Source organism: Rhodococcus sp. NPDC060086, from assembly GCF_042730275.1.
Lineage (GTDB): Bacteria > Actinomycetota > Actinomycetes > Mycobacteriales > Mycobacteriaceae > Rhodococcus.
Map to the genome: position 1 here is coordinate 1 of NZ_JBHWWZ010000045.1, position 25361 is coordinate 25361.

Below are 25361 nucleotides of genomic sequence, written 5' to 3' on the forward strand. Positions count from 1 at the left end.
CTGCGCCGATGGTACTGCACTCGACAGGGTGTGGGAGAGTAGGACACCGCCGAACACCCGTTCCGGAAGGGGCTCACACATTGTGTGGGCCCCTTTCGTGTTTTCGGAAAGTATCGTTTCCCTGCGTTGGCGATGGGGCTATTGCGGCAATCAGGTCACGAGATGATAACAACGCGATTCTAGTTTCCGGTTTGCCCTTTCTGTGGGTAACGTCCGCGGGGCAGATCCGTTGGGTCGTGCTGCAAGGCGGTACGGATCCTCCCGGGTCGTTCCTAGTGACGACGAAAGGGATTGGACGATGAGCACGCGATTTGGTAGGAACGCGGCCGTGAGAGTTGCCGCAGGCATCGCCGGACTGGGATTGGTCGGCGCATCGATTGCAGGGTGCACCAGTACCGATACCGGAGGTGGCGCCGGGGGTGGGTCCACCCTCGAGAGCCTGCGGGAAGCCGGAACGGTCACGGTCGGATTCGCCGGCGAAGCGCCCTACAGCTTCATGGAAGACGGTGAACTCACCGGCGCAACGGTCGCGCTTCACCGTGAGATCTTCAAGAACCTCGGCATCGACAACGTGGAAGGGGTCGCCACCGACTTCGGTGCCCTCATTCCGGGTCTGCAGGCAGGCCGTTTCGACGTTGTCAGTGCCGGCATGTCGATCTTGCCGCAACGATGCGAGCAGGCACTGTTCAGTGAGCCCGAGTTCAACTACACGACAGCTTTGATGGTGCCTGAGGGCAATCCTCAGAACCTCTCGGATATTCAGTCGATCCAGGACAGTGGCGCGAGTATGGCGACCATGACCGGAGCGATCGAGTCGGACTACGCCGCGGAATCGGGCATCGATGCGACACAGGTCGCGTCGGCTCAGGACGGCATGGACGCAGTGATCAACGGCCGCTCCGATGCCTTCGCTCTGACTGCCATCTCGCTCAACTGGATGAAGCAGGGCAACGAATCGGCGCCCGTCGAGGTCACCGAGTCGTTCGTCGCAAATATCAATGGGGTTCCTCAGGTGGGCGCAGGCGGCACTGTGTTCCGGCTGGGCGACGAAGAACTTCGCGACGCGTACAACGAGGAGCTCGCAAAGATCACGTCGGACAAGGACAAGTACCTGTCGATCGTCGGTGAATTCGGCTTCACCGAACAGGAATTGCCCGATCCGGAGCTGACCACGCAGATGCTCTGCGAAGGCGTCTCCTGAGAGCGGGTTCTCCAGAATGGATTTCGGTTCGAAGATCGAGGCGCTGACAAGCGCATTTCCTCGAATACTCGATGGAATCCTGGTCACTCTCTATCTCACGATCGGTAGTGCGTTCTTCGCCTTCCTGCTGGCCGTCGCCCTGGGGTTGGCGGCCGGCGCGAAGAACCTGATCCTGAGAGGGAGTTCCAGGGTTGTCATCGAGTTCTTCAGGGGCACCTCGCTCCTGGTGCAGTTGTTCTGGTTCTTCTATGTGATGCCGCTCTTCGGTTACCGGCTCGAGCCGATCGTCTGCGGCATCCTTGCGCTGTCGTTGAACTACGGCGCGTATGGCGCGGAAGTCGTACGTGGTGCGATCACATCGGTTCCGCGACCTCAATGGGAGGCTGCTACAGCCCTGAATTTCAGCTATTGGCAGCGCCTTCGACGGGTCATCTTCCCTCAGGCGTGGGCCGAGATGATTCCGCCGCTGACGAACCTGCTGATCCAGCTGCTGAAGGGCACCGCCCTCGCAAGCTATATCCTCTTGCATGACTTGACATTCGAGATCGAGCAGTTGCGCCGCTCGACCGGCGACACCTTGTTCGCCTTCGGTGTCGGGCTCGTTCTGTACTTCATCGTGGGATATGTGTTGACGCTGTTGATGAATGCGCTCGAGGTGAGAGCGAAGAGCCGGCTGGGGACCGGGCCGTCGATGCGTGAGATCTTCGGTCTCGCACCGGTGATCGACAAGCCCGAGGAGGTGAAGACGTGACCGTCGAATGGAGTTGGGAACGTGCCTGGGAGGCACTCCCGGTGTTGCTCGAGGGATTCAAGATCACGCTGCTCGCCACCGTCCTCGGTTTCGTTCTCGCTGCGGCACTCGGCCTGGTTGTGGCGATCGCTCGACGGACGCTGCCGCGACCGTTCGCGATGGTGCTCGGTGGCATCGTGGAGTTCATCCGCCTGACACCGCTGGTCGTGCAATTGCTCTTCGTCTACTACATGCTTCCGCAGTTCTCTGCGTTGCAGATCGGTATCGCAGTGCTGGGTATCCACTACTCGACGTACATGGCCGAGGTGTACCGGGCAGGAATCGAAGCGGTACCGGTGGGGCAGTGGGAAGCAGCCAGAGCGCTGTCCTTGCCGAGCTCCCGTACATGGCGAGCGGTGATCCTGCCGCAGGCCGTGCGACGGGTGGTGCCTGCCCTCGGAAACTACGCAGTCTCGATGTTCAAGGACACGCCGTTCCTCTTCACCATCACGGTGGTCGAGATGGTCACCGCAGCTCAGCAGTTCGGTGCCAGGAACTTCCAATATCTCGAGCCGCTGACGTTGGCCGGGTTGATCTTCCTGATCGCGAGCTACCCGACTTCATTGCTGATCCGCCGATTGGAGCGTCGTCTTGCCTACTGACCTGACCAAAGACACCGGGGGAGCCGGGGAGACCTCGGGCGATCCGATGATCCGCTTCGAATCCGTGGTGAAACAGTTCGGCGACAACGTCGTGCTCGACCATCTCGACTTCGAGGTTGCGGCCGGCGACCGCGTGACCTTGATCGGTCCGAGCGGGTCGGGCAAGACCACGATCCTGCGGCTGCTCATGACCTTGGAGAAGGTGGACGGCGGTGTGGTGTGGGTCAAGGGGGAGCCCTTGAGTCACGAGCGCAAGGGTTCGAAACTCGCTCCCGCTTCGGAGAAGCACCTGCGCAAGGTGCGGCAGAGCATCGGCATGGTGTTCCAGCACTTCAACCTGTTCCCGAACATGAACGTCATGGAGAACCTCACCGAGGCTCCCATCCATGTACTGGGCAGGAAGAAGGCGGACGCGGAGGCGCGTGCGCGGGAGTTGCTCGCGATGGTCGGTCTTTCCGACAAGGAGAAGGCCCACCCCACTCAGCTTTCGGGTGGTCAGCAGCAGCGCGTGGCCATCGCTCGCGCGCTCGCGATGGACCCCGACATCCTGTTGCTCGACGAGGTGACATCGGCGCTGGACCCTGAATTGGTCGCCGACGTGCTCGACGTGCTGCGGCAGATCGCGGACACCACCGACATCACGATGCTGATCGTCACGCACGAGATGAATTTCGCGCGGGATGTCTCCAACCGCGTCCTGATGTTCGACAAGGGCCGGATCATCGAACAGGGGCCGCCCGAGGTCATTTTCACGAATCCGAAAGAGGAACGTACGCGCAAGTTCCTCGACGCAGTTCTCGCGGGGGAGTGAGGGCAGGAGGTCACTCGGCCGGTACTGCCAGCCGAGTGACCTCCGATCTTCCGCGTAGGGTGATTTCTTCGCGCACAGTCCATTCGGATACTTCGTCGCTCGTCGAGGAGTCGAGGGCGCGACCCGATGCAACCACATATCCCGGTACGGTCTTCGCAATGTCGGAGAGGCGAGCTGCCTCGTTCACCGGGTCTCCGATCACGGTGTATTCGAAACGTTCTGCGGCGCCGATATTTCCCGCAACCACACGGCCCGCGGCGACCCCGATTCCCGCACGGCAGTCGGGGACTTCGATCGCGAGCCGCTGTGCCATCGTGCGTGCGGTCCGCAAGGCACGACCGGATGCATCGTCGACCCGGACCGGCGCACCGAAGATCGCCAGTGCCGCGTCGCCCTCGAACTTGTTCACCGACCCCCCGGCGCGGTGGACTTCGTCGACGACGACCGCGAAGAAACGATTGAGCAATGCGACGACCTCGGCGGGAGGTTTTTCTGCCGCAAGGGCGGTAGACCCGACGATGTCGACGAACAGAACCGCGACATCGCGTTCTTCGCCACCGAGGATGTCGGCGTTGGCGAGAGCTTCGGTCGCGACGTCCCGGCCGACGTGCCTACCGAACACTTCCCTGATGTGTTCGCGTTCCCGCAGTCCCTCGGCCATGCGGTTGAACCCGGCTTGAAGTTCGCCGAGTTCGGTCCCGTCGTACACCACGACTGCGGCGTCCAGATCGCCCTTCTCGATTCGTGACATGCCGTACTGCACCGATTCGATCGGCGAGATGCTCGAGCGCACGCTGAGAAACAGCAGCAACGATCCGACGAGCAGGGTGATGCCGCCGAGTGCGAGGACGGTCACGGCGAACCGGACCGGGGTGACCGGGCGGATGAAGCTGAACACCGCGATCAGCATCAGTCCGATCACGGGGATGCTGCTCCCGAGTGCCCACGCGAGCATCACGCGGCCGGTGGTTCCGGCGAAGCGATGACGGCGCGGTGCGCCTGCCTCGAGTGCTCGTGCCGCGATCGGACGCAATGCGAATTCCGTGAACAGGTAGACGAATCCGCACACGGTAATGCCCGCGAGCAGGATCGTGATCGATACCTTGGGAATGGTGTCGGGGTCGATGACCCCGAGACATGTGGTGAACAGAACGAGCCCGATGAGCCAGAGGAATCCCTGCTGCACGGTCATCCGCAGCGGCAGGTTCAGCGCGGTCCGTTGCTCATCGGCGGTGGGGCGGCGGCCGTCGAGGGCCCATCCCAGTCGGTCCACGCCGTATCGGGTGCCGAGGATGGTGCCGACCACGATCGCGACGACCACATATGCCGGTGCCAGGACGGCAATCACGATGAGGAACTGGGAGGTGAGCAGCGACGGCCCCGGAATCACCACGTTGATGAGGGTCGCCGCAATCAACGCTCCGATGATATGAGTGCCTGCGAGTGAGAATGTCAGCAACGACTGGACTCGAATTCGTAGTCGCCGGATCGGTTCCTCCGGTTGCCCGAGGATCGCAGACCCGAGCGGCGCGGTACGGCTGTTGCGTGCTGACATGGTCGTTCGAGAGTAGACGAGGCCATCCTTTAGGGTGGGCTGTGTGCGCCTAGTGATTGCTCGTTGCCGTGTCGACTACATCGGACGTCTGACCGCACACCTTCCCACCGCACGCCGATTGTTGTTGGTGAAAGCGGACGGGTCGGTGAGCGTTCATGCAGACGACCGTGCCTATAAACCCCTCAATTGGATGAGCCCCCCGTGCTGGCTGTCGGAAGAGACCCCGGACGAGGATGCAGCGGCGCTCTGGGTGGTCACGAACAAAGCCGGCGAACAGTTGCGCATCACGCTCGAGGAGATCGAGCACGATTCGAGTCATGAACTCGGTGTGGACCCGGGCCTGATCAAGGACGGAGTCGAAGCGCACCTCCAGGAACTGCTGGCCGAACATGTCGAAACCCTCGGCGCGGGATACAGCCTGGTCCGCCGCGAGTACCCCACGGCCATCGGACCGGTCGACCTCCTGTGCCGGGACGCCGACGGCTCGACGGTCGCGGTGGAGATCAAGCGACGCGGTGAGATCGACGGCGTGGAACAGCTGACCCGCTATCTCGAACTTCTCAACCGCGATCCGCTCCTCGCGCCCGTGACCGGGGTGTTCGCCGCTCAACAGATCAAGCCGCAGGCCAAGACCCTCGCGACCGACCGCGGTATCCGCTGCCTCGTACTCGACTACGAGGCGCTGCGCGGAACCGAGAGCACCGAATTCCGGCTGTTCTGAGTCATGCCACGCCGGAATCGTCCACAGGCGTCGGGTAAACGCTCGAAAGCGGACACCGGGTCTACGAATCCCGGGTCCTCGACGTTCGGCTGGGCAACCACGCGGACCGAGTCGGGGCCGACCGGCGCCGAGTCCGAACAGTTCACTGTGCGCACGGTTCCGGGGGCGCGGGCGACGAAACCATATCGGTGCCCCGGATGCGACCACGAGATCGCTCAGGGGACACCGCACATCGTGGCCTGGTCCACCGATATCCCGGGCGGGGCCGATGATCGTCGGCACTGGCACAACGGCTGCTGGTCGGCACGTGCAAGGCGGGGACCGACCCGGAAGTGGTCCTGACCGGCAGGATGTCGACTAACGTCGGACCCTGCTCGCCACCGCCGGTGAACGACCGCTGCCACCGGGACGGGGGGCCGGGCCCCGGGGCGGAGTCGGTGTCTGCGGCTGCTTCGTCTCCGGCTGAGAGGTGCTTCGGTCGTTCTCGCTCGCGCCGGCACCCTCGGAGTTCTTGTCGTTGCCGGCGGAGTCGTTGCGGGCGGACTCATCGGAACCGGCCTCGGTCATCTCGGACTCAGGGCCCGAGGTCTCGGTGCGGGAGTCTCCGTTCCTGCCCCTGCGTTCCGTGCCGTCCGCGGTAGCCCGCTCCGCGGTGTCGGGCTGTGTCTTGTCGACCTTGTTCTTGCGGGCAGAGTCGTTGTCGGAACTCGACGTGGGCGCCACGTCGTCCGAGAGGTCGCGTGCGAGGAGTGCGTTTTCCTCGGTCGCGGCGGCGAGCAGGTCGGGCACGCCATCGAGCTGTTCACGTACGGCATCGAGCTGACCGAGGATGCGTCCGCGCAGGACGAGGAGTTCGTCGGTGAGTCCCTTGGCGCTCGCGACCTTGCGTTCGGAAGCCTCATTGGCCACCGAGAGGCGTCGAGCCGCTTCGGAAGTGGCCTGCTCGAGCCGACGCTCCGCCTCGCCCTTGCTGGAGCGTTCGAGCTCGTCGAGCGAACCCAGCAGTTTCGACCGGCGCTCGGACATGGTGATCTCGAAGTCCTGCTGTACCTGCTCGCGCTTGCTTTCGGCCTCTGCGGCGCGCCTGTCGGCTTCGGCGCGCGCGGCGGCGACGATCCGGTCGGCTTCGGCGCGGGCAGCGGCCATCGTGCGGGTGTGCTCTTCCTCGCAGGCGAGGCGTCGGTTCTCGAGGTCCTTGAGCCGCTTTTCGTAATCGCCGCGGAGACGGATGCCTTCCTGCTCGGCGAGGGAGACCATCTCGGCGGCGTCGGTCTCGGCCCGAGCCCGCATTTCCGACGCCTCGTCGGACGCCAGCCGGAGCATGCGAGAGATGCGATCGGACATGCCCTCTGCGGTGGTCGGAGGCACCGACAGTCGATCGACATCCTTGCGCAGGTCGTCGATCTCGTTACGGGCATTCTCCAGCTGCCGCGAGAGATCGCGGGCCTGAGCCGATGCCGCGTCGCGGTCGGTTGCCGTCACGCGGAGCTCGGCTTCGAATCGGGCGAAGTAGTTGGTGACCTCGTCGCGGTCGAAACCCTTCCGCACGATGGAGAACGGAAGGTGGCTGGGGGCGCGATCACGATCGAAGACCATGACGACAATCTACCCGTTCGAAACCGGTATCACTTTGGCAGCTCCAGCACCGTATGTACTGGGGCCGGTCTCGGCGCTGCGTCTAGTGAGCGGGGTCTGCCGCGGGCTCGACGAGTTCGACGAGAACGCCACCTGCATCCTTCGGATGGAGGAAGTTGATGCGCGAGTCGGCGGTGCCGCGTCGCGGTGCGTCGTACAGAAGCCGGACACCCTGTTCGCGCAGGTGAGTGGAGATCGCATCGAGGTCGGTGACCCGGTAGGCGAGCTGCTGCAGGCCCGGGCCGGAGCGGTCGATGAACTTCGCGATCGTCGAGTTCTCGTTCAGCGGTGCGAGCAACTGGATCTGGGTGGCGCCGTCGGGGCTGCCGGGAACGGAGAGCATGGCCTCGCGGACCCCCTGCTCCTCGTTGATCTCCTCGTGCGTGGAGACCAGACCGAGGTTCTCGGCGTACCACGTGAGTGCGGCGTCGAGATCGGGAACGGCGATCCCGACGTGATCGATCGCGGTGACGAGCCCGGAGGACAGAGCTGCCGCGACAGGCGACGATGTGGGAGAGGTCTCGGTCATACCTCTGACGGTAGCGGTACCGTTGGGCAAGCTCATATCGGGACCCCAGGTATTCCACCGAATGAGCATCCGTGTTGTCGATATCGGAGGACATTTCCGTGAGCAGTTCTGTCATTGTCGCCGGCGCCCGTACGCCCATGGGTCGCCTGCAAGGTTCGTTGAAGGACTTCTCCGGATCCGATCTCGGCGGGGTCGCCATCAAGGGTGCCCTCGACAAGGCCGGGGTCGCGCCGGAGAAAGTCGAGTACGTGATCATGGGCCAGGTGCTCACCGCCGGTGCCGGCCAGATCCCGGCACGTCAGGCGGCAGTGGCCGCCGGTATCCCGATGGATGTCCCCGCCCTGACCATCAACAAGGTGTGCCTGTCGGGCATCAACGCCATCGCGATGGCCGACCAGCTGATCCGCGCAGGAGAGTTCGACATCATCGTCGCGGGTGGCCAGGAGTCGATGAGCCAGGCCCCTCACATGCTCGAGAAGAGCCGTGCCGGATTCAAGTACGGCGACGTCACCCTGCGCGACCACATGGCCTACGACGGCCTGCACGACATCTTCACCGACCAGGGGATGGGCAACCTCACGGAGTCGGCGAACAAGGATGCCGATTTCGTCTCCAGGGAAGAGCAGGACGCCTTCTCGGCCGCCTCGCATCAGAACGCCGCGCGTGCCTGGAAGGACGGCCTGTTCGATGACGAGGTCGTGCCCGTCTCGATTCCGCAGCGCAAGGGTGACCCGATCGTGTTCTCCGCCGACGAGGGCATTCGCGCCGACACCACCGTCGAATCGCTCGCCAAGCTCCGGCCCGCGTTTTCGAAGGACGGCACCGTCACCGCCGGTTCGGCGTCGCAGATCTCCGACGGCGCGGCCGCCGTGGTCGTGATGAGCAAGGCCAAGGCCGAAGAGCTCGGCCTGAGCTGGATCGCCGAGATCGGCGCAGCCGGTGTCGTGGCCGGACCCGACTCGACGCTGCAGCAGCAGCCGGCTCGCGCGATCGCCAAGGCCTGCGAGCGAGAGGGCATCGCCCCCGCGGATCTCGACCTCGTCGAGATCAACGAGGCGTTCGCCGCCGTGGGCATCGCGTCGGCACGCGAACTCGGCATCGACGCCTCGAAGGTCAACGTCAACGGTGGCGCGATCGCTCTCGGCCACCCATTGGGTATGTCCGGTGCCCGGATCGCACTGCACCTCGCACTCGAGCTGAAGCGTCGCGGCGGCGGTGTCGGCGCGGCTGCACTGTGCGGTGGCGGCGGACAGGGCGATGCCTTGATCGTGCGTGTGGCAAAGGCATAGTCGTCGACCGGGCACCGACCGGGGCCTGATCTTCGATCTCGGTTGCTTCACGGCCCTCGGCGTCCAGCGTCGAGGGCCGTGATGTCTCTCACTGCACTACGGGTCGTCGTAGATCCATGGGCACAATGGCCCTATGACGAACATCTTCGACCTGTCCACCCCCGCGAAGAGGTTCCGCCTCCTCGCGATGTGGGAAGCCGTAACCTGGCTCGCGCTTCTGATCGCGATGTTCTTCAAGTGGGTGCTCGGTTACGAAGAAGCGATCGCGATCCCGGGCATGGTGCACGGCGTGGCCGGCTTCATCCCGTTCGTCGCCATCTCGTTCCTCACGGCCTGGTCGCTGAAGTGGGACCTGAAGACTCTGTTCCTGGCCCTCGTCTCGAGCGTCCCGCCGTTCGGCACCATCGTTTTCGAGCGCTGGGCCGTCAAGACCGGCCGTCTCGCGGAGCTCTCCGAGCCCGGTAGCCGCGAGGACGCGCCCGCTACCGTCTGACCGTCCGCAACTTCCGCGGCCGTGGCATGCCAAACTGGAGGACGTGACTCGACCCGGTTCCCGTCCTGTACGTTCCGCCGCCGCGGCGCTGTCCGGCGCGGTGGATCTCGCGCCCCTCAAGGAGCGGGCCACCACGCCACCTCCTCCGCCCCCGTCCGCTGACGGCACGCACGGCGCACTCGCGCCGATCGTCGACGTCACCGAGGCCACCTTCGAAACCGAAGTGCTCCAGCGTTCCGATCAGGTCCCCGTCATCGTCGACCTGTGGGCCACCTGGTGCGAACCCTGCAAGCAACTGTCGCCCCTCCTCGAGAAGCTCGCGACCGAGGCCGCAGGTGCCTGGGTGCTCGCCAAGGTCGACGTCGATGCCAATCCGCGGATCGCCCAGGCCTTCGGTGTGCAATCGGTGCCGACCGTCGTCGCCATCGCCGCAGGGCAGCCGCTCGCCGATTTTCAGGGAGTCCAGCCCGAACCGGCGCTGCGGCAGTGGCTCGACGCGATCGCGCAGGCGGTCGAAGGAAAATTGTCGGGCCCGCCCCCCACGGAGGGCGAGCCGGCCGAGCAGCCCACGGATCCGCGATTCGACGCGGCCGAGCAGGCACTCGAAGAGGGAGACTTCGAGGGTGCCGAGGCCGCCTACAACCTGATTCTCGATTCCGAGCCGAACAACGCCGACGCCAAGGCCGCGCTGCGGCAGGTGAAGTTCCTGGCACGGGCGCAGGACGTTCCGGCGGATGCGGTCGCGCGTGCGGATGCAGCCCCCACCGATCTCGAGGCGCAACTCGCGGCGGCCGACGCCGACCTGTTCGCGCAGAACCCCGAGGCGGCCTTCGAGCGGATCATCGCCTTCGTCAAGCGCAGCGCAGGCGACGACCGCACCGCGGCGCGCACCCGCCTGCTGGAACTCTTCGAATTGTTCGACACTGCCGAGCCGTTCGTGATCGCCGCACGCCGCAAGCTTGCGGCCGCACTCTACTGAGGCCTTTTACCGGGGCCTTCTACCGGGCCCTTCTGCCGGCGTGAGAGCACACCGGTCGCTACCTCAGCGGTAGCGGCCGGTGCATGCGGTCTCGCCGCTGAGTACCCCGGTCCGGAACGCGTCGACCCGCGCGAAACCACTCGGTACGGTGTTGCCGTTGACATCGCTCGCTGCAAGCCCGTCGCGGAGCAACCCGGACACGGCCTCGTCGAGGTCCCCGGGAGAGAGCCACACCATCTCGGAGTCGGGCCCGAGCTTCGCTGCGACCGTGCTGAACGGACTCAAGGCCGCGCTGATCACACCTGACAGGCATGCAGCGCGTAACGCGGTACGGGCGTCCGTGAGACTCTGACCCGCTTCCTGCTGCACTGCAAGTGCATAGCGGGAGGCCACGAGAACGTACGCGTTGTAGTCACCGCGCACGTCGGCGCTGAAACCGTCGCGCCGTGAACGATCAGGGGTGCCCACTGCCGCTAGCTCCTCGAGGTCGACGCCCACTGTGTCTGTCGAGGGGCAATAGGACACCGGCGTCGTCGTCTTGGCATCGGAGCAGCCGAGATCGGCACCGGACAGATCCAATTGCGGCGGCGACTCGAGGTCGAACACGTGGTGGAACGATTCGAAGATCGTTTCGACGGACTCCGCAGTGATGGGCAGCTCGCCGTCGTCGCTGCTGTCGAAATACTGCGGCAGATCCGCCCGCCGCGATTCGATCTCGGCCGCGTCGATACGCCGGCATGTCGAAGCGCCGTCCGTGAACCCGATCTGGACCGCCGTGACGCGTTCGAACGCGGAGCCGTGAATGGAATCCGGATCGTTCGGGTCGCTGTCGCGGAACAACACCATCGACGCCAGCACATTGTTCAGGCCGTCCGCGGTGTTGAGTTCGAAGTGCTCGGAGTCGCCCTCGGCGACGTGTCGTATGAAGGCACCGGCGAAGCAGTCGGCCTGCTGCTCGAACACGATGCCGGGATCGTCGTCGGCGACGGTCCCGGCCGAATACTGGATGGCATGCCCGTATTCGTGGGCGAGTACGGTGACCGCCGACATGGGGCCGAAGTCCTCGACCAGTTGCGGCATGAGGTACGTGCGGTCCCAGCCGATCACGTCCCCGCCGCTGCAATAGGCGGCGTTGATGAAATCGTAGGTGGACTCACCGCAGAAGCGCGGGCCGCGACGCTCGGACGGATCCCACGAGATGATCGTGCCGACCGGTTCGAATTCACCGCGCGCGATCGAGCCGTACTCCTGCTCCCAATACGACTCGATGTCGGCGATCGCATTGCCCGACAGAGTGTCGATGGCACCGCCGTCGGTGTTCTCGATCATCACGTCGGCATCGGGGACACCGCTGCGCGGCCCCGTCGGCCCCGACACCACCGGTAGGCCTGCGACGGTGAACGGGTTGTCGTAGATCGACACCGCGGTTCCGGAGACCTCCTGCGCACAACCGGCCACCAACACGACTGCGAGAGCGGGGAGAACCGGGGCGAACCATCGGTGTCGCTGTGTCACGTCGATCCACTTCCAGTCGTCGATGTCGGCGCTCAGCGCCGCGGCGACAGCCAGATCGCGCCGTGCGCAGGTAGCGTCACCCGAGCAGACGCCGGGCGACCGTGCCACGATCGAGCCGTGGCGATCACCGCGCCGAGATTACCGGTGCCGTTTCCCCCGTACGCGGTCGCGTCCGTGTTGAGCACTTCGTCCCACGCACCCGGTTCCGGCAATCCGACACGATAGTCGGCGTGGACGCTGCCCGAGAAGTTGTACAGGCATGCGATCACCGAACCGTCACTGCCGTAACGCAGGAAGCTGAGCACGTTGTTGTGGGCGTCGTTCGCATCGATCCACGAATACCCGCCGGGGGTCGTGTCGAGTGTGTACAGCGCCGGGTGCTCGCGATACGTGCGGTTCAGGTCGGCGACCAGCGCGCGGATACCCGTGTGCAGTGCCCCGGTGTCCGGGTCGTCGAGCTGCCACCAGTCGAGACCGCGTTCCTCCGACCATTCGGCGACCTGCCCGAACTCCTGACCCATGAACAGCAGTTGCTTACCGGGGTGCGACCACATGTATGCGAGCATCGTGCGCAACCCCGCGGCCTTCGTGTGTGCGTCGCCGGGCATCCGGGTCCACAGCGTGCCCTTGCCGTGAACGACCTCGTCGTGGCTGATGGGCAGCACGAAATGTTCGCTCCACGCGTACATCAGTGAGAACGTGATCTCGTGGTGGTGGAACGTACGGTGCACCGGATCGTGCATGAGATACCCGAGGGTGTCGTGCATCCAGCCCATGTTCCATTTCATCGAGAAACCCAGGCCGCCGACATTCGTCGGTCGGGTGACCCCCGGCCATGCAGTGGATTCCTCCGCGATCGTCACGACCCCGGGGTGGTGCTTGTGCACGGTCGCGTTGAGTTCCTGCAGGAACGCCACGGCATCGAGATTCTCGCGTCCGCCGAATTCGTTCGGGGTCCACTCACCCTCGGGGCGTGAATAGTCAAGGTAGAGCATCGACGCCACCGCGTCGACACGCAGCCCGTCGATGTGGAACTCGTCGATCCAGAACAACGCGTTCGCGACCAGGAAGTTGCGCACTTCCTTGCGCCCGTAGTCGAACACGTAGGTGCCCCAGTCGAGTTGCTCACCGCGCCGAGGGTCCGCATGTTCGTACAGGGGGCTGCCGTCGAATCGGGCAAGAGCCCACTCGTCCTTCGGGAAGTGCGCGGGCACCCAGTCCATGATCACGCCGATACCGGCGGCGTGCAGCCGGTCGACGAACTCGCGGAACTCGTCGGGCGTACCGAACCGTGCGGTCGGCGCGTAGTACGAGGTGACCTGATAACCCCACGATCCGCCGAAAGGATGCTCGGCGACGGGCATGAGCTCCACGTGCGTGAACCCGGTCTCGTGGATGTACTCGGCCAGCTGATCGGCCAGCTCCAGGTAGGTCAGTCCCGGTCGCCACGAACCGAGATGCACCTCGTACACACTCATCGGTTCCTGCCACGGCTGCGCTGCGTCGCGCGCGGCGAGCCACTGCTCGTCGTGCCACTCGTGCGTGCTGCGCGTGACGACCGACGCGGTCGCCGGAGGCACCTCGGTAGCGAACGCCATCGGGTCGGCCTTGTCGCGCACCGAACCGTCGTGTCCACGAACTCTGTATTTGTAGAGTTCGCCCGGTTCGACACCCGGAACGAACAACTCCCACACGCCACTCGAGCCCAGGACACGCATCGGTGCAGTGGTCCCGCCCCACATATCGAACTCGCCGAGCACCGTCACGCCTCGCGCGCCGGGCGCCCACACCGCGAACGACGTTCCCGTCACCGTGCCGTCGGGTGTGTCGTAGGAGCGGGGATGGGCGCCGAGCACGTCCCACAACCGTTCGTGTCGACCCTCGCTGATCAGATGACGATCGAGTTCGCCGAGGGTGGGCAGGAACCGGTATCCATCGGCAACAACCACGGTGTGGTCGAACGGATATCGGACGACGAGGCGATAGTCCCCGGGATCGTGGAGCGCTACCAACGCGCTGAACACGTCGTGCCCCACGGGCTCGAGAGGGTGATCCGTTCCACCCACACGCACCGCCACCGCCTGGGCACCCGGACGCAACGCCCGGAACACGGTGCCTTCGGGGTGCGGATGCGCACCGAGGACCGAGTGGGGATCGTGGTGCTCGCCGGCGACGAGGCGTGCCAGATCGTCGGGGTGCGGCGCATGACGCAGTGCAGACGCACTCGACCTGCCGCGCGGCGGTGTTCCGTCCGGCTCCGGTGACGACGGTGACCCGGTCACGGCTGCCTCCTGTATGCGAGGGTTGTGCGTGCGGGGATGCCGATCCGGGGCAGCACGAGTATGTGCGCGACTGCGCGCCATGGTTCGAGACGCACGAAATTGGCCTGACCCCAATGGTATTGCTCGCCGCTGACCTCGTCGTACACCGGCAGATGGTCGTGCCAGTCGTGTCCGATGGCAGGCATGTCGAGCCAGATCGTGCCCTGCTCCGCGGCGTACGGATTGAGGTTGACGATGGTGAGCACCGTATCGCCCGTCGTCGGATCGAACTTCGAATATCCGATCAGCGCGTCGTTGTCGATGTGGTGGAACGTGATGTTGCGGAGCTGCTGCAGCGCCGGATGAGCCCGCCGGATCCTGTTCAGTTCGGTCAGCCACGGTTCGAGGGATTCACCGCGGCGCCGGGCATCGTCGAACCGCCGTGGTCGCAGTTGGTACTTCTCCGAGTCGAGGTACTCCTCACTGCCGGGGCGCAGCGCAACATGCTCGTACAGTTCGTAACCCGAATACACCCCCCACGTCGGGGCGAGGGTCGCGGCCAATGCCGCTCGCAGCGCGAACATTCCGGGCCCCCCGTGCTGCAGCGACTCGTGGAGGATGTCGGGGGTGTTGACGAACAGGTTCGGCCGCGCTTCGTCGGCCTTGCTCGCGATCTCCGTCCCGAACTCGGTGAGTTCCCACTTGGCGATCCGCCACGTGAAGTACGTGTAGGACTGCGTGAATCCGCGACGCGCGAGACCGTACATCCGGGCGGGACGGGTGAACGCCTCGGCGAGGAACACCACGTCCGGGTCGGTCTTGTGGACCTCCTCGATCAACCACTCCCAGAAGTCCGGTGGCTTGGTGTGCGGGTTGTCGACCCGGAAGATGCGGACCCCCGCAGCGATCCAGTGCCGGACCACACGCAGCACCTCGGCGTAGATGCCGTCGCGGTCCAGATCGAAATTGATCGGGTAGATGTCCTGGTACTTCTTGGGAGGATTCTCCGCGTATGCGATCGTCCCGTCGGGCAGCACCGTGAACCATTCGGGATGCGACTGCGCCCACGGGTGATCCGGTGCGCACTGCAGCGCCAGATCCAATGCGACCTCGAGGTCGAGTTCCCGGGCGCGAGTGACGAAGTCGCGGAAATCCTCGTCGGTGCCCAAGTCGGGATGGATAGCGTCGTGGCCACCCTCATCCGACCCGATCGCCCAAGGAGACCCGACGTCGTCGGGTCCGGCGACCAGAGAATTGTTGGGACCCTTCCGGTTGATCTTGCCGACCGGGTGGATCGGTGGCAGGTACACCACGTCGAACCCCATGGCGGCGATACGGGGTAGATCGGCCGCCGCCGTCGCGAACGTCCCGTGCCGCGCGGTGCCGTCGTCGTTCCAGCCGCCCGTCGATCGGGGAAAGAACTCGTACCAGGAACCGAACAGCGCGCGGCGACGATCGACGACGGTGGTGAAGGCGCGACCGCGGGTGACCATCTCGCGCAGCGGATGGGCACGGAGGATCTCGGTGACGTCGGGGGAGTAGGCGGAGGCCACACGCTCGGCGAGGGTGCGATGCGAGCGTAGTGACGCCGAGACCGCAAGAAGTACGGGTCGGCTTCCACGCGGAGCCGTCTTGGCGGCCTGCTCGAACAGACGTGCGCCGTGCTCGAGATCGTTGGCCAGATCCTCCGGGCCCTGGCCCGCGTCGAGCTTCGCCTCGACGGTGTGCCGCCACGTGGCGATCGGATCGCTCCATGCCTCGATCCGGTAGGTCCACCTACCGGCACTCGTCGGGGTGAACACAGCGTCGAACGTGTCGGGTTCGTAGCCCGGTGTCATGGGGATCCGCACGAGCTTGCCCATGGTCTCGGGGTCCGCCGCCGGTCCACGCACCGCGAGTGTCGCCGAAAGTGCATCGTGCCCTTCACGCCACACCACCGCCGACACCGGCACCACCTCGCCGACGACAGCTTTGGTCGGATACCTCCCGCCGTCGATCGCGGGCCGAACGTCGTCGATGGCGAGACGACCTGTCACGTGTTCTCCGTTCGCTGGGGCGGGCGGGTGGCCCGCGCCGAAATGAACCGTGTGGTGTACGACCACAACCGTAATCCAGGCAGCGGCAGAGTTCCGCTCATGCGGGCCGGAAAGGCGAAACGTCCACTTCCGATCGGTCTCCCGGTAGTGCGCCGCAGGGCACAGGCATCACGCCCGTCGGATACGGCCGAACCTGGGTAGGATTCGCGGGGTGAAAGCCTTGCGTCGGTTCACCGTCCGAGCCCATCTGCCCGAGCCGCTCGCCGCGCTGGAGGCACTGACCATCAATCTGCGCTGGTCGTGGCACCCGCAGACGCAGGATCTGTTCGAATCCATCGACCCCGAACTCTGGGCGAAGGTCGACGAGGATCCGGTCCGCCTGCTCGGTGAGATCGCCCCGTCGCGCCTCGATACGCTGGCGACCGACGGCGAGTTCCTCGCCCGGCTCGAAGCTGCTGCGGCGGACCTCGACCACTACCTGTCGCATCCGGGTTGGTACCAGATCCAACGGGAACGCGGTACCGCCCTGCCCGAGGGCATCGCCTACTTCTCCATGGAATTCGGTGTCACCGAGGTCCTGCCCAACTACTCGGGCGGACTCGGCATTCTCGCGGGCGACCACCTCAAGGCCGCCTCCGATCTCGGTCTGCCGCTCATCGGTGTCGGACTGCTGTATCGCTCCGGCTACTTCAAGCAGTCGTTGAGCGCCGACGGCTGGCAGCTCGAACACTATCCGTCGTACGACCCGCAGGGCCTGCCGCTGCGCCTGCTCACCGAGGCAGACGGCACGCCCGCGCTCGTGCGCGTCGACGTCCCCGGCGCACGCACCCTCGATGCGCGGGTGTGGATCGCGCAAGTGGGTCGCGTGCCGCTGCTGCTGCTCGACTCCGACATCGCGAGCAACGACGAGGACATGTGCAAGGTCACCGACCGCTTGTACGGCGGCGGCCAGGACCACCGCATCAAGCAGGAGATCCTCGCGGGAATCGGCGGAGTGCGGGCGGTGCGCGCATACACCCGCATCCACGGACTGCCCGACCCCGAGGTGTTCCACATGAACGAGGGGCACGCGGGGTTCCTCGGGGCGGAACGAATCCGCGAACTCGTCACCACCACCGGTCTGGACTTCGACGATGCCCTCGCTGCGGTGCGGGCCGGAACGGTGTTCACCACCCACACCCCCGTGCCCGCAGGCATCGACCGCTTCCCGATCGACCTCGTCCGGCACTACTTCGCAGGACCCAACGGAGAGAACGAATCGGCGCTGTTACCGGGTCTGACCGTCGACCGGATTCTCGCTCTCGGACGCGAGGACGACCCTCACGTGTTCAACATGGCGCACCTGGGCCTTCGCCTCGGACAACGGTCCAACGGGGTGTCCAAGCTGCATGGTGAGGTCAGCCGCGGGATGTTCGAGGGGTTGTGGCCCGGGTTCGATGCAACCGAGGTGCCGATCGGATCGGTGACCAACGGCGTCCACGCCCCGACCTGGGCGGCGCGCGAATGGATCACTCTCGCGAATCGGCTCGCCGGACCGGACCGCGTCGAGGAGGCCCGCGGTTGGGAACTGTTGCAGACCGTCGACCCGGCCGAACTGTGGTCCACCCGCAACGTGTTGCGCGGACAGCTCGTCGACGAGGTTCGACGTCGCCTGCGCAACTCGTGGCTCGAACGCGGCGCCACCGAAGCCGAACTCGGCTGGATCGGCACCGTCTTCGATCCCGACGCACTCACGGTCGGTTTCGCCCGCCGCGTGCCCACCTACAAGCGGCTGACACTGATGCTGCGCGACCCCGAGCGGTTGCGCGCCCTGCTGCTGGACGAGGAGCGGCCGGTGCAGCTCGTCGTCGCGGGTAAGAGCCACCCCGCCGACGACGGTGGAAAGGGCCTGATCCAGCAGATCGTGCGATTCGCCGACCAGCACGATGTGCGGCACCGCATAGTGTTCCTGCCCGACTACGACATGTCGATGGCGCGCTTCCTCTACTGGGGATGCGACGTGTGGCTCAACAACCCGCTGCGTCCGCTCGAAGCATGCGGAACGTCGGGCATGAAGTCCGCGCTCAACGGCGGGCTGAACCTGTCCATCCGCGACGGATGGTGGGACGAGATGTTCGACGGGGAGAACGGCTGGGCCATCCCCACAGCCGACGGCGTCGACGATGTGCGACGCGACGATCTCGAAGCCGGAGCGCTGTACGAACTGCTCGAACGCTCGGTGCTGCCGCGATTCTACGGGCGCGACGAGCGCGACGTGCCCACCCGCTGGATCGAGATGGTGCGTCATACCCTCGAGAACCTCGGACCCAAGGTGCTCGCGTCGCGCATGGTTCGCGACTACGCCGTCGACTACTACACGCCCGCTGCGGAAGCGGCCCGCGCGATCGTCGCCGACGACTTCGCCGGAGCCAAGGCGCTGGCCGAGTACCGGCACCGCATCGACTCCGCGTGGCCGGCGGTGCGGGTCGTGCAGGTCGACAGTCACGGACTGCAGGAAAGCCCCGTGATCGGCTCGAGCCTCGGACTGATCGCGCACGTCCAACTCGGCGGCCTGAACCCCGACGATGTGCAGGTACAGGCTGTGTTCGGCAAGGTGGGATCGGACGACACCCTCAGCGACACAGTGACAGTGCCGATGACGCACTCGGGGGCGGACCCCCTCGGCGAGGAGTTCACCGTCGACGTGCCGTTGCCGTTGTCGGGTGCGGTCGGATACACCGTCCGCGTGCTCCCGCACCACGACCTGATGGCAACTCCCGCCGAGTTCGGCATGGTCGCCCTGCCGTAAGTCTTCAACTCGTGAGGCGGGTGAGGGCCTTCCGGGCGACGGCCGGGTCGGCGGTTTCCCAGAACGGCGGGAGCGACGCGCGCAGGTAGCCGCCGTATCGGGCCGTGGCCAGACGCGAGTCGAGAACGGCGACGACCCCGCGGTCGTCTGTGGCCCGCAGCAATCTGCCGACACCCTGGGCGAGAAGTAGCGCGGCATGGTTTGCTGCGACCGCCATGAACCCGTTCCCGCCGCGCGACTCGACGGCGCGCTGCCGGGCGACCAGCAGCGGATCGTCGGGTCGGGGGAACGGGATCCGGTCGATGAGGACGAGCGAGAGCGACCGGCCCGGCACGTCGACACCCTGCCACAACGACAGGGTGCCGAACAGCGACGTCGCTTCGTCGCCCGCGAACTTGTCGACCAATGCACCGGTGGAGTCGTCGCCCTGACACAGGATCGGGGTGTCGATGCGGTCGCGCAGGGCGTCGGTGGCGGCTTTCGCTGCGCGCATCGACGAGAACAGACCCAGAGTGCGACCACCCGCCGCCGTGACCAGCTCGGCGATCTCATCGAGATGCGACGACGCGAGACCGTCGCGGCCAGGCGGTGTGAGGTGCTTCGCGATGTACAGGATCCCGGCTTTGGCGTGGTCGAACGGTGAACCGACGTCGACGGCGTTCCACTTCAGGTCGCTCTTGTCTGCGGGCGGCTCTGCTCCCGATGCCGCCGTGGTCTCGCTGCGCGACGGCGCCTGCGGCGGAAGACCCCAGTTGACGGCCAGACCGTCGAACGACCCGCCCACCGTCAGGGTTGCCGAGGTGAGGATCACCGTCGACTCACCGAACAACCGTGACCTCAACAGACCACCGACCGACAGCGGCGCGATCCGCACAGTGCGACGCACGTTGCCGCGGAACTCGTCGGCCGCCAACCACACGACATCCTGACGCTGCGCGGGATCGGGCTGTTCGAACGTCGTCAGCGCCCGGACCGCGCAGTCGTGGACGTCGTCGATCTCGGCGAGCGCCTGGCTGCGGGCCGCGGCGGCCTCCGGGTCGGTGCCGGGTTTGGCCGGGCCGATCGCGGTGTGCACGGCCCACGCGGCGTCGCGGACCGAGGCGAGCGCGGCCGCCGCGCCGTCGGGCATCGAATCCCACCGAGCGGCCGGAAGCTCTTCGAGCAGGGACTCCCAGTTCTCGGCGGCACCCTCGAGCCGGTCGACGTCTTCGTCTTCGACGAGTTTGACGCAGCGCCGCGCCGCAGCGGAGATGGTGCTGCCGGACAGTTCGGCGGTGGCGACACCGGTGACCCGGTTGACGAGCTCGTGGGCTTCGTCGATGACCACCACGTCGTGTTCGGGCAGGATCGCGATCCCCGTGATGGCGTCGATCGCGAGGAGTGCGTGATTGGTGACGACCACATCGACCCGCGACGCCTCGGCGCGAGCGATCTCGGCGAAACAGTCGTCGCCGACGGGACAACGCGACCTACCGAGACATTCGCGTGCGGTGACGCTGAGCTGACGCCACGCCTGGTCGGAGACGCCGGGGGAGAGGTCGTCGCGGTCGCCGGTCTCGGTGCTCGACGACCATTCCGTCACGCGACGCACCTCGCGGCCGATACGCGAGAGCGTGAACGCGTCGAACAACTGAGCCTCGGCCGGTGCCTCCTCTGCGAGACCCGTGTGGATCTTGTTCAGGCAGAGGTAGTTTCCGCGGCCCTTGAGGATCGCGAAACGCGGCCGCCGTCCCAGGGTCTCCTCGAGTGCCTCCGCGAGACGCGGGAGGTCGCGGTCGACGAGCTGGCGCTGCAGCGCGATCGTCGCGGTGGAGACCACCACAGTGCGGCCGGTCTGTACTGCGTACCGGATGCTCGGCACGAGGTACGCGAGCGACTTGCCGGTGCCGGTGCCTGCCTGCACCGCGAGATGCTCACCGGTGTCGATGCTGTGCGCCACCGCGGACGCCATGGTCAGCTGAGTGCGCCGCTCCTTGCCGCCCAGAGCGTGCACCGCGGTACGCAGCAATTCGGGGACATTGGGAAGTTCGGGCACCGAGCCAGGGTAGCGGGACCCACCGTCAGGTTTCGGCGCCGACCCGTTCGACCAGGTGAACACCTGCACTGCGCATCTGATCGAGGGCTGCCGCGACGGTCGCGTCGGCGACGCCTGCCGTGTACTGGAGGAGTACCCGCGTCCGGAAACCCGCCTCGACGGCGTCCAACGCGGTCGCGCGTACACAGTGGTCGGTGGCGATCCCGACGACATCGACTTCTGTCACATCGCGCTCGCGGAGCCACTGCGTGAGGGACTGCCCCGACTCGCTGTCCCCCTCGAAACCGGAATAGGCGGCCTCGTAGGCGCCCTTCGAGAACACTGCCTCGACCCGCGACAGATCCAGATCCGGATGGAATCGGGCCCCGGCGGAGTCGGCGCGACAGTGCGGCGGCCACGTATCGACGAAATCGGGATCGTCCGAGAAGTGCTCACCCGGATCGACATGGTGGTCGCGAGTCGCGACCACATGGGTGTAGTCCTCGCCGCTCTCGGCGAGGAAACGCGTCACGGCGGCGGCAACCGCGCTGCCACCGGTCACCGCGAGAGCGCCGCCCTCGCAGAAATCGTTCTGTACATCCACCACCAACAGCGCTCGCAACGCCCTCACCTCTGATCCGCTGCAGTGACGAAACGGGTGGGTATCGCCGGATCGCCGGCCGATACCGTCAGCCCTTCCCACGGCAGACTCACCATCGACTTCTTCAGATACTCCCTGCTGTCCTCCAGCGTAGGGAGACCGGGGACAGGCTCGCCACCGCGCACCAGCGGGACCACAAGGTCCGTCGTCGTCCGACCTTCCCCCTTCGGGACCTCCAGGTGTGCGGGGTAGACGACCTCCTCGACGAGTGTGCCCGTGCCTCGCGCGTACCGCACCGCGCGCTTCGCACCCCCGCGCGACTCCTTGGCCATGCTGCGCTTCTCTACCGGAATGCCGTCGACCTCGACGAGCTTGTAGACCATGCCTGCGGTCGGTGCACCGGAACCCGTGACCACCGAGGTCCCGACCCCGTACGCGTCGACCGGCTCGGCACGCAGACCTGCGATCGCGTATTCATCGAGGTCACCGGACATCACGATCTTCGTCCGCCGAGCACCGAGATCATCGAGTTGCCTGCGCACCTGACGTGCGAGCACCCCGAGGTCGCCGGAGTCGATCCGGACGCCACCGAGCTCGGGCCCTGCCACCTCGATGGCTGTGGCCACGCCCTGGGTGATGTCGTAGGTGTCCACGAGCAGTGTCGTGCCGACACCGAGTGACTCGATCTGACTGCGGAACGCCGACGCCTCGTCGCGGCCGTGCGCGGTGGTGTGCAACAGGGTGAACGCGTGTGCGGCGGTCCCTGCGGCGGGAACCCCGTAGCGTCGCGCCGCCTCCAGGTTCGACGTCGAGTCGAATCCCGCGAGGTACGCCGCGCGAGCCGCGGCCACCGCTGCCTCTTCGTGCGCGCGGCGCGAGCCCATCTCGATCAGGGTGCGTCCGTCGGCCACGCTCACCATGCGCGCGGCGGCGGACGCGATAGCGCTGTCGTGATTGAAGATCGACAGGGCCAGCGTCTCGATCAGGACGCATTCGGCGAACGTGCCGTGGACGGACAGAACCGGAGAACCGGGGAAGTAGAAGTCGCCCTCGCGGTAGCCGTCGATGTCGCCGCTGAATCGGAAGTTGCGCAACCACTCCACGGTCGAGGGTTCGAGGAAGTCGGCGGCCACGGCGAGTTCTGCGTCGCCGAACCGGAACGCGGGGAGCGCGTCGAGCAGACGGCCGGTTCCGGCGACCACCCCGTACCGGCGACCCGCCGGAAGCTTGCGGGCGAACAGCTCGAACACGCAGGAACGATTGCCGGAGCCGTCGGCCAGTGCGGCTTCGAGCATCGTCAGTTCGTATTTGTCCGTGAACAGTGCGGTGCTCACCGGCTTTGTACCGGCGGATGTGACAGCCATTCGCTCACTCTAGAACGAGCATCACGACGGCGGGTTTTTCGAGTCGCGAGAACGCCGTACCCTGGACCCATGGCGCCGTGTTCCAGGACAACCACCCTCGACGTCCACGTGATCACCGCGAGCCAGGCCATGCCTGCCGAAGCGGAAGTCGTCGAAGAGGTCGAGGCGGTCGACCGGCCTTGGGTGACCGTCGTGTGGGACGACCCCGTCAACCTCATGCACTACGTGACGTTCATCTTCCAGAAGCTGTTCGGCTACAGCAAGGCCAAGGCGACCGAACTCATGCTCGAGGTGCACAACGAAGGCAGAGCCGTTGTGTCGAGCGGGTCCCGTGACAAGATGGAACACGACGTGCAACGTCTACATGCCGCAGGGCTGTGGGCCACGATGCAACGGGACCAGTAAGCGCCTACAGGAGGATCCGACCGACGTGCGGCAGTGGACCCGGAAGAACTCGCTGAGCGGCCTCAAACTTCGCTCCGAGATGGACGGCCACGAGGCCTCTGTCCTGCGCTCCCTCGTCGCCTCGGTGCTCGGAATGCTGGAGGACCGTACTGCGCAGGCACCCCAGGACGATCTCGCCGAACTCACCGGGCTTCGCACCGGTAACTCGACCCCACCCGAGATTCCCGCTCTCGAACGATTGCTTCCCGAGTTCCACCGACCCGACGCGGACTCGACCGTCAACCCCGACGACGAGGCCGGCGACCTCAACGGCGCGCTGCGCAGCCTGCACGAACCGAGCATCATCGACGCGAAGCTCGCTGCCGGTGCCGTCATCCTGCGGACCGTGCCCGAGGACGGCGGCAAAGTGGTGCTCAACCCGGAGCAGGCAGAGGCCTGGCTGTACGGGCTCAACGACGTACGGCTCGCGCTCGGCACCACCCTCGGCATCGATGCCGACACCCCCGAAAGTCTCGACGACGACGATCCCCGCGCACCGCACCTCGACGTCTACCACTGGTTGACCTGGATGCAGGACTCGCTCGTCCAGGCGCTGCTGCCGTGACATCCGGCCCCACGGATTCCCTCCTCGACGTGGCAGGGGTGCGCGTCGGCCACTGGCAGCAACTCGACGACCACGTCACTGTCGCTGGTGAACAGCCCGGCACCGGCGCCGCCACCGGCTGCACCGTGATCGTCGCCGACCGACCCACCATCGGGGCGGTCGACGTGCGCGGAGGCGGACCGGGCACCCGCGAAACCGACCTGCTCGATCCGAGCCACTCGGTCCGGCACATCGATGCCGTTCTACTCACCGGGGGAAGCGCCTTCGGTCTCGCCGCCGCCGACGGCGTCATGCGCTATCTCGAAGAACAGGGCCGCGGCATCCCGATGGGCGCGCCCGGCGCCGTGGTGCCGATCGTGCCCGGTGCGGTGATCTTCGATCTGCCCGTCGGGCAGTGGCACACCCGGCCCACCGCCGACAGCGGCTACGCGGCCATGGCGGCGGCCACCGACACAGCACTGCCGCGAGGGTCCGTCGGCGCCGGTACCGCAGCCCGCGCAGGCGTCCTCAAAGGGGGAATCGGCACCGCGAGTATCCGCCTGACGGAGGGGCCGGCAGCAGGCACCACCGTCGCCGCGCTGGTCGTGGCCAATCCCGTCGGTTCGGTCTTCGACCCCCGCACCGGGTTGCTGTGGGGCACGACCACGGCTCGCGCAGCCGATCTCGGTCTCGCGGCTCCGGACGCCGAGGAACTCGCCGCCGCCAACGCAGTCGGAGACAAGGGCACCGTGCTGAACACGACCATCGGCGTCATCGCGACCGATGCACCCCTGTCGAAAGCCGGGTGTCGCCGGGTTGCCGTGGCCGGCCACGACGGATTGGCTCGCGCGATCCGACCCGCACACTCACCCCTCGACGGCGACACGCTCTTCGCCCTGTCCACCGGCACCGCAGAGCTCGCCCTACCGGAGGGCGTACCCGACGCATTCCCGCCCGACCTGCCGGTACTCGCGGCCCTGTGCGTAGCCGCGGCCGACGCCGTCGAACGCGCCATCGTCGACGCGGTGCTCTCTGCCGAGTCCGTGGCGGGAATCCCGTCCTACTTCGACACCTTCCCGTCCGCTCGAGCCCTCTGACCACGACAGACCCACGCGTCACCCGGACAGACGTCACCGGGACCTCGCCAGGATGCCCCGTCGTTCACGGCGGGAGGAATGGCGTTACTCAT

22 protein-coding genes are annotated in these 25361 nt (G+C 66.2%); 13 read left to right on the forward strand and 9 right to left on the reverse strand.

The genetic code is table 11. The features are described 5' to 3' along the window. Nucleotides 1–298: 298 nt before the first annotated feature. Genes ehuB through ehuA form a run of 4 tightly spaced genes read left to right on the forward strand, consistent with a single transcriptional unit; the run spans nt 299 to nt 3404 of the window. A complete protein-coding gene (ehuB, locus tag ACFWB0_RS20255) occupies nt 299–1201 on the forward strand; it encodes an ectoine/hydroxyectoine ABC transporter substrate-binding protein EhuB (protein ID WP_378492248.1) in 903 nt (300 codons plus the stop codon). Between the two features lie 16 nt (nt 1202–1217). Further along, nucleotides 1218–1952, forward strand: a complete 735-nt coding sequence (gene ehuC, locus ACFWB0_RS20260) for an ectoine/hydroxyectoine ABC transporter permease subunit EhuC (protein ID WP_378492249.1) — start codon at nt 1218–1220, stop codon at nt 1950–1952. Next, a complete protein-coding gene (ehuD, locus tag ACFWB0_RS20265; RefSeq protein ID WP_378492250.1) occupies nt 1949–2593 on the forward strand; it encodes an ectoine/hydroxyectoine ABC transporter permease subunit EhuD in 645 nt (214 codons plus the stop codon). Before ehuC ends, ehuD begins: the two co-directional genes overlap by 4 nt. A gap of 46 nt (nt 2594–2639) precedes the next feature. Then, on the forward strand, nt 2640–3404 hold the full coding sequence (ehuA, locus tag ACFWB0_RS20270) for an ectoine/hydroxyectoine ABC transporter ATP-binding protein EhuA (RefSeq protein ID WP_378492276.1): 765 nt from the start codon (nt 2640–2642) through the stop codon (nt 3402–3404). A 10-nt stretch (nt 3405–3414) separates the two neighbouring features. Here ehuA and ACFWB0_RS20275 read toward each other — a convergent pair whose 3' ends face one another. Further along, complete coding sequence (locus ACFWB0_RS20275; RefSeq protein ID WP_378492251.1) at nt 3415–4959, reverse strand: adenylate/guanylate cyclase domain-containing protein; 1545 nt, start codon at nt 4957–4959, stop codon at nt 3415–3417. Nucleotides 4960–5002: 43 nt separating this feature from the next. Here ACFWB0_RS20275 and nucS point away from each other — a divergent pair, with 43 nt between their 5' ends. Beyond that, nucleotides 5003–5680 (forward strand): endonuclease NucS, encoded by a 678-nt coding sequence (nucS, locus tag ACFWB0_RS20280; RefSeq protein WP_378492252.1) that lies wholly within the window; start codon nt 5003–5005, stop codon nt 5678–5680. Between the two features lie 3 nt (nt 5681–5683). Next, entirely contained in the window at nt 5684–6022 is a 339-nt protein-coding gene (locus tag ACFWB0_RS20285; RefSeq protein ID WP_378492253.1) for an ATP/GTP-binding protein, read from the forward strand. Nucleotides 6023–6037: 15 nt separating this feature from the next. On the opposite strand, the gene ACFWB0_RS20290 is transcribed toward ACFWB0_RS20285, so the two are convergent. Next, complete coding sequence (locus tag ACFWB0_RS20290) at nt 6038–7276, reverse strand: hypothetical protein (RefSeq protein ID WP_378492254.1); 1239 nt, start codon at nt 7274–7276, stop codon at nt 6038–6040. An 82-nt stretch (nt 7277–7358) separates the two neighbouring features. Continuing rightward, nucleotides 7359–7844, reverse strand: coding sequence for a methylmalonyl-CoA epimerase (mce, locus tag ACFWB0_RS20295; protein WP_378492255.1), 486 nt, complete (start codon nt 7842–7844; stop codon nt 7359–7361). Nucleotides 7845–7942: 98 nt separating this feature from the next. Here mce and ACFWB0_RS20300 point away from each other — a divergent pair, with 98 nt between their 5' ends. From ACFWB0_RS20300 to ACFWB0_RS20310, 3 genes are all read left to right on the forward strand, one after another. Beyond that, entirely contained in the window at nt 7943–9133 is a 1191-nt protein-coding gene (locus ACFWB0_RS20300; RefSeq protein WP_378492256.1) for an acetyl-CoA C-acetyltransferase, read from the forward strand. Between the two features lie 133 nt (nt 9134–9266). Next, entirely contained in the window at nt 9267–9626 is a 360-nt protein-coding gene (locus ACFWB0_RS20305) for a DUF3817 domain-containing protein (protein WP_378492257.1), read from the forward strand. 88 nt (nt 9627–9714) lie between these two features. After that, entirely contained in the window at nt 9715–10605 is an 891-nt protein-coding gene (locus ACFWB0_RS20310; protein WP_378492277.1) for a tetratricopeptide repeat protein, read from the forward strand. A 63-nt stretch (nt 10606–10668) separates the two neighbouring features. On the opposite strand, the gene ACFWB0_RS20315 is transcribed toward ACFWB0_RS20310, so the two are convergent. The 3 genes from ACFWB0_RS20315 to ACFWB0_RS20325 all read right to left on the reverse strand — a co-directional run bounded on the left by ACFWB0_RS20315 (nt 10669) and on the right by ACFWB0_RS20325 (nt 16417). Next, nucleotides 10669–12120, reverse strand: a complete 1452-nt coding sequence (locus ACFWB0_RS20315) for a metallopeptidase (RefSeq protein ID WP_378492278.1) — start codon at nt 12118–12120, stop codon at nt 10669–10671. Nucleotides 12121–12152: 32 nt separating this feature from the next. Beyond that, on the reverse strand, nt 12153–14333 hold the full coding sequence (glgB, locus tag ACFWB0_RS20320; RefSeq protein WP_378492279.1) for a 1,4-alpha-glucan branching protein GlgB: 2181 nt from the start codon (nt 14331–14333) through the stop codon (nt 12153–12155). A gap of 65 nt (nt 14334–14398) precedes the next feature. Beyond that, a complete protein-coding gene (locus tag ACFWB0_RS20325) occupies nt 14399–16417 on the reverse strand; it encodes an alpha-1,4-glucan--maltose-1-phosphate maltosyltransferase (protein WP_378492258.1) in 2019 nt (672 codons plus the stop codon). A 211-nt stretch (nt 16418–16628) separates the two neighbouring features. Here ACFWB0_RS20325 and glgP point away from each other — a divergent pair, with 211 nt between their 5' ends. After that, on the forward strand, nt 16629–19205 hold the full coding sequence (gene glgP, locus ACFWB0_RS20330) for an alpha-glucan family phosphorylase (protein ID WP_378492259.1): 2577 nt from the start codon (nt 16629–16631) through the stop codon (nt 19203–19205). A 4-nt stretch (nt 19206–19209) separates the two neighbouring features. Here glgP and ACFWB0_RS20335 read toward each other — a convergent pair whose 3' ends face one another. From ACFWB0_RS20335 to ACFWB0_RS20345, 3 genes are read right to left on the reverse strand one after another with little or no spacing between them, the layout of a single operon-like run. Next, nucleotides 19210–21240, reverse strand: a complete 2031-nt coding sequence (locus tag ACFWB0_RS20335) for an ATP-dependent DNA helicase (protein WP_378492260.1) — start codon at nt 21238–21240, stop codon at nt 19210–19212. Between the two features lie 25 nt (nt 21241–21265). Next, nucleotides 21266–21841, reverse strand: coding sequence for an isochorismatase family protein (locus tag ACFWB0_RS20340; RefSeq protein WP_378492280.1), 576 nt, complete (start codon nt 21839–21841; stop codon nt 21266–21268). Nucleotides 21842–21846: 5 nt separating this feature from the next. Continuing rightward, nucleotides 21847–23184 (reverse strand): nicotinate phosphoribosyltransferase, encoded by a 1338-nt coding sequence (locus tag ACFWB0_RS20345; RefSeq protein ID WP_378492261.1) that lies wholly within the window; start codon nt 23182–23184, stop codon nt 21847–21849. 69 nt (nt 23185–23253) lie between these two features. Between ACFWB0_RS20345 and clpS the strand changes: the two genes are divergently transcribed. Genes clpS through ACFWB0_RS20360 form a run of 3 tightly spaced genes read left to right on the forward strand, consistent with a single transcriptional unit; the run spans nt 23254 to nt 25269 of the window. Further along, nucleotides 23254–23589, forward strand: a complete 336-nt coding sequence (gene clpS, locus ACFWB0_RS20350; protein ID WP_378492262.1) for an ATP-dependent Clp protease adapter ClpS — start codon at nt 23254–23256, stop codon at nt 23587–23589. 25 nt (nt 23590–23614) lie between these two features. Further along, nucleotides 23615–24193: a DUF2017 domain-containing protein gene (locus tag ACFWB0_RS20355; protein ID WP_378492263.1), complete on the forward strand. Its 579-nt coding sequence runs from the start codon at nt 23615–23617 to the stop codon at nt 24191–24193. Next, on the forward strand, nt 24154–25269 hold the full coding sequence (locus ACFWB0_RS20360; protein ID WP_378492281.1) for a P1 family peptidase: 1116 nt from the start codon (nt 24154–24156) through the stop codon (nt 25267–25269). The genes ACFWB0_RS20355 and ACFWB0_RS20360 overlap by 40 nt, the downstream gene beginning before the upstream one ends. Nucleotides 25270–25361 lie beyond the last annotated feature (92 nt).

Bases quoted from the DNA above. Each gene is read 5' to 3' on its own strand.
- ACFWB0_RS20345 (WP_378492261.1), bottom strand. From the start codon at position 23,184: ATGGCTGTCACATCCGCCGGTACAAAGCCGGTGAGCACCGCACTGTTC.
- mce (WP_378492255.1), bottom strand. From the start codon at position 7,844: ATGACCGAGACCTCTCCCACATCGTCGCCTGTCGCGGCAGCTCTGTCC.
- ACFWB0_RS20290 (WP_378492254.1), bottom strand. From the start codon at position 7,276: ATGGTCTTCGATCGTGATCGCGCCCCCAGCCACCTTCCGTTCTCCATC.
- ehuA (WP_378492276.1), top strand. From the start codon at position 2,640: ATGATCCGCTTCGAATCCGTGGTGAAACAGTTCGGCGACAACGTCGTG.
- ehuB (WP_378492248.1), top strand. From the start codon at position 299: ATGAGCACGCGATTTGGTAGGAACGCGGCCGTGAGAGTTGCCGCAGGC.
- ACFWB0_RS20305 (WP_378492257.1), top strand. From the start codon at position 9,267: ATGACGAACATCTTCGACCTGTCCACCCCCGCGAAGAGGTTCCGCCTC.
- ehuC (WP_378492249.1), top strand. From the start codon at position 1,218: ATGGATTTCGGTTCGAAGATCGAGGCGCTGACAAGCGCATTTCCTCGA.
- ACFWB0_RS20275 (WP_378492251.1), bottom strand. From the start codon at position 4,959: ATGTCAGCACGCAACAGCCGTACCGCGCCGCTCGGGTCTGCGATCCTC.
- clpS (WP_378492262.1), top strand. From the start codon at position 23,254: ATGGCGCCGTGTTCCAGGACAACCACCCTCGACGTCCACGTGATCACC.
- ACFWB0_RS20285 (WP_378492253.1), top strand. From the start codon at position 5,684: ATGCCACGCCGGAATCGTCCACAGGCGTCGGGTAAACGCTCGAAAGCG.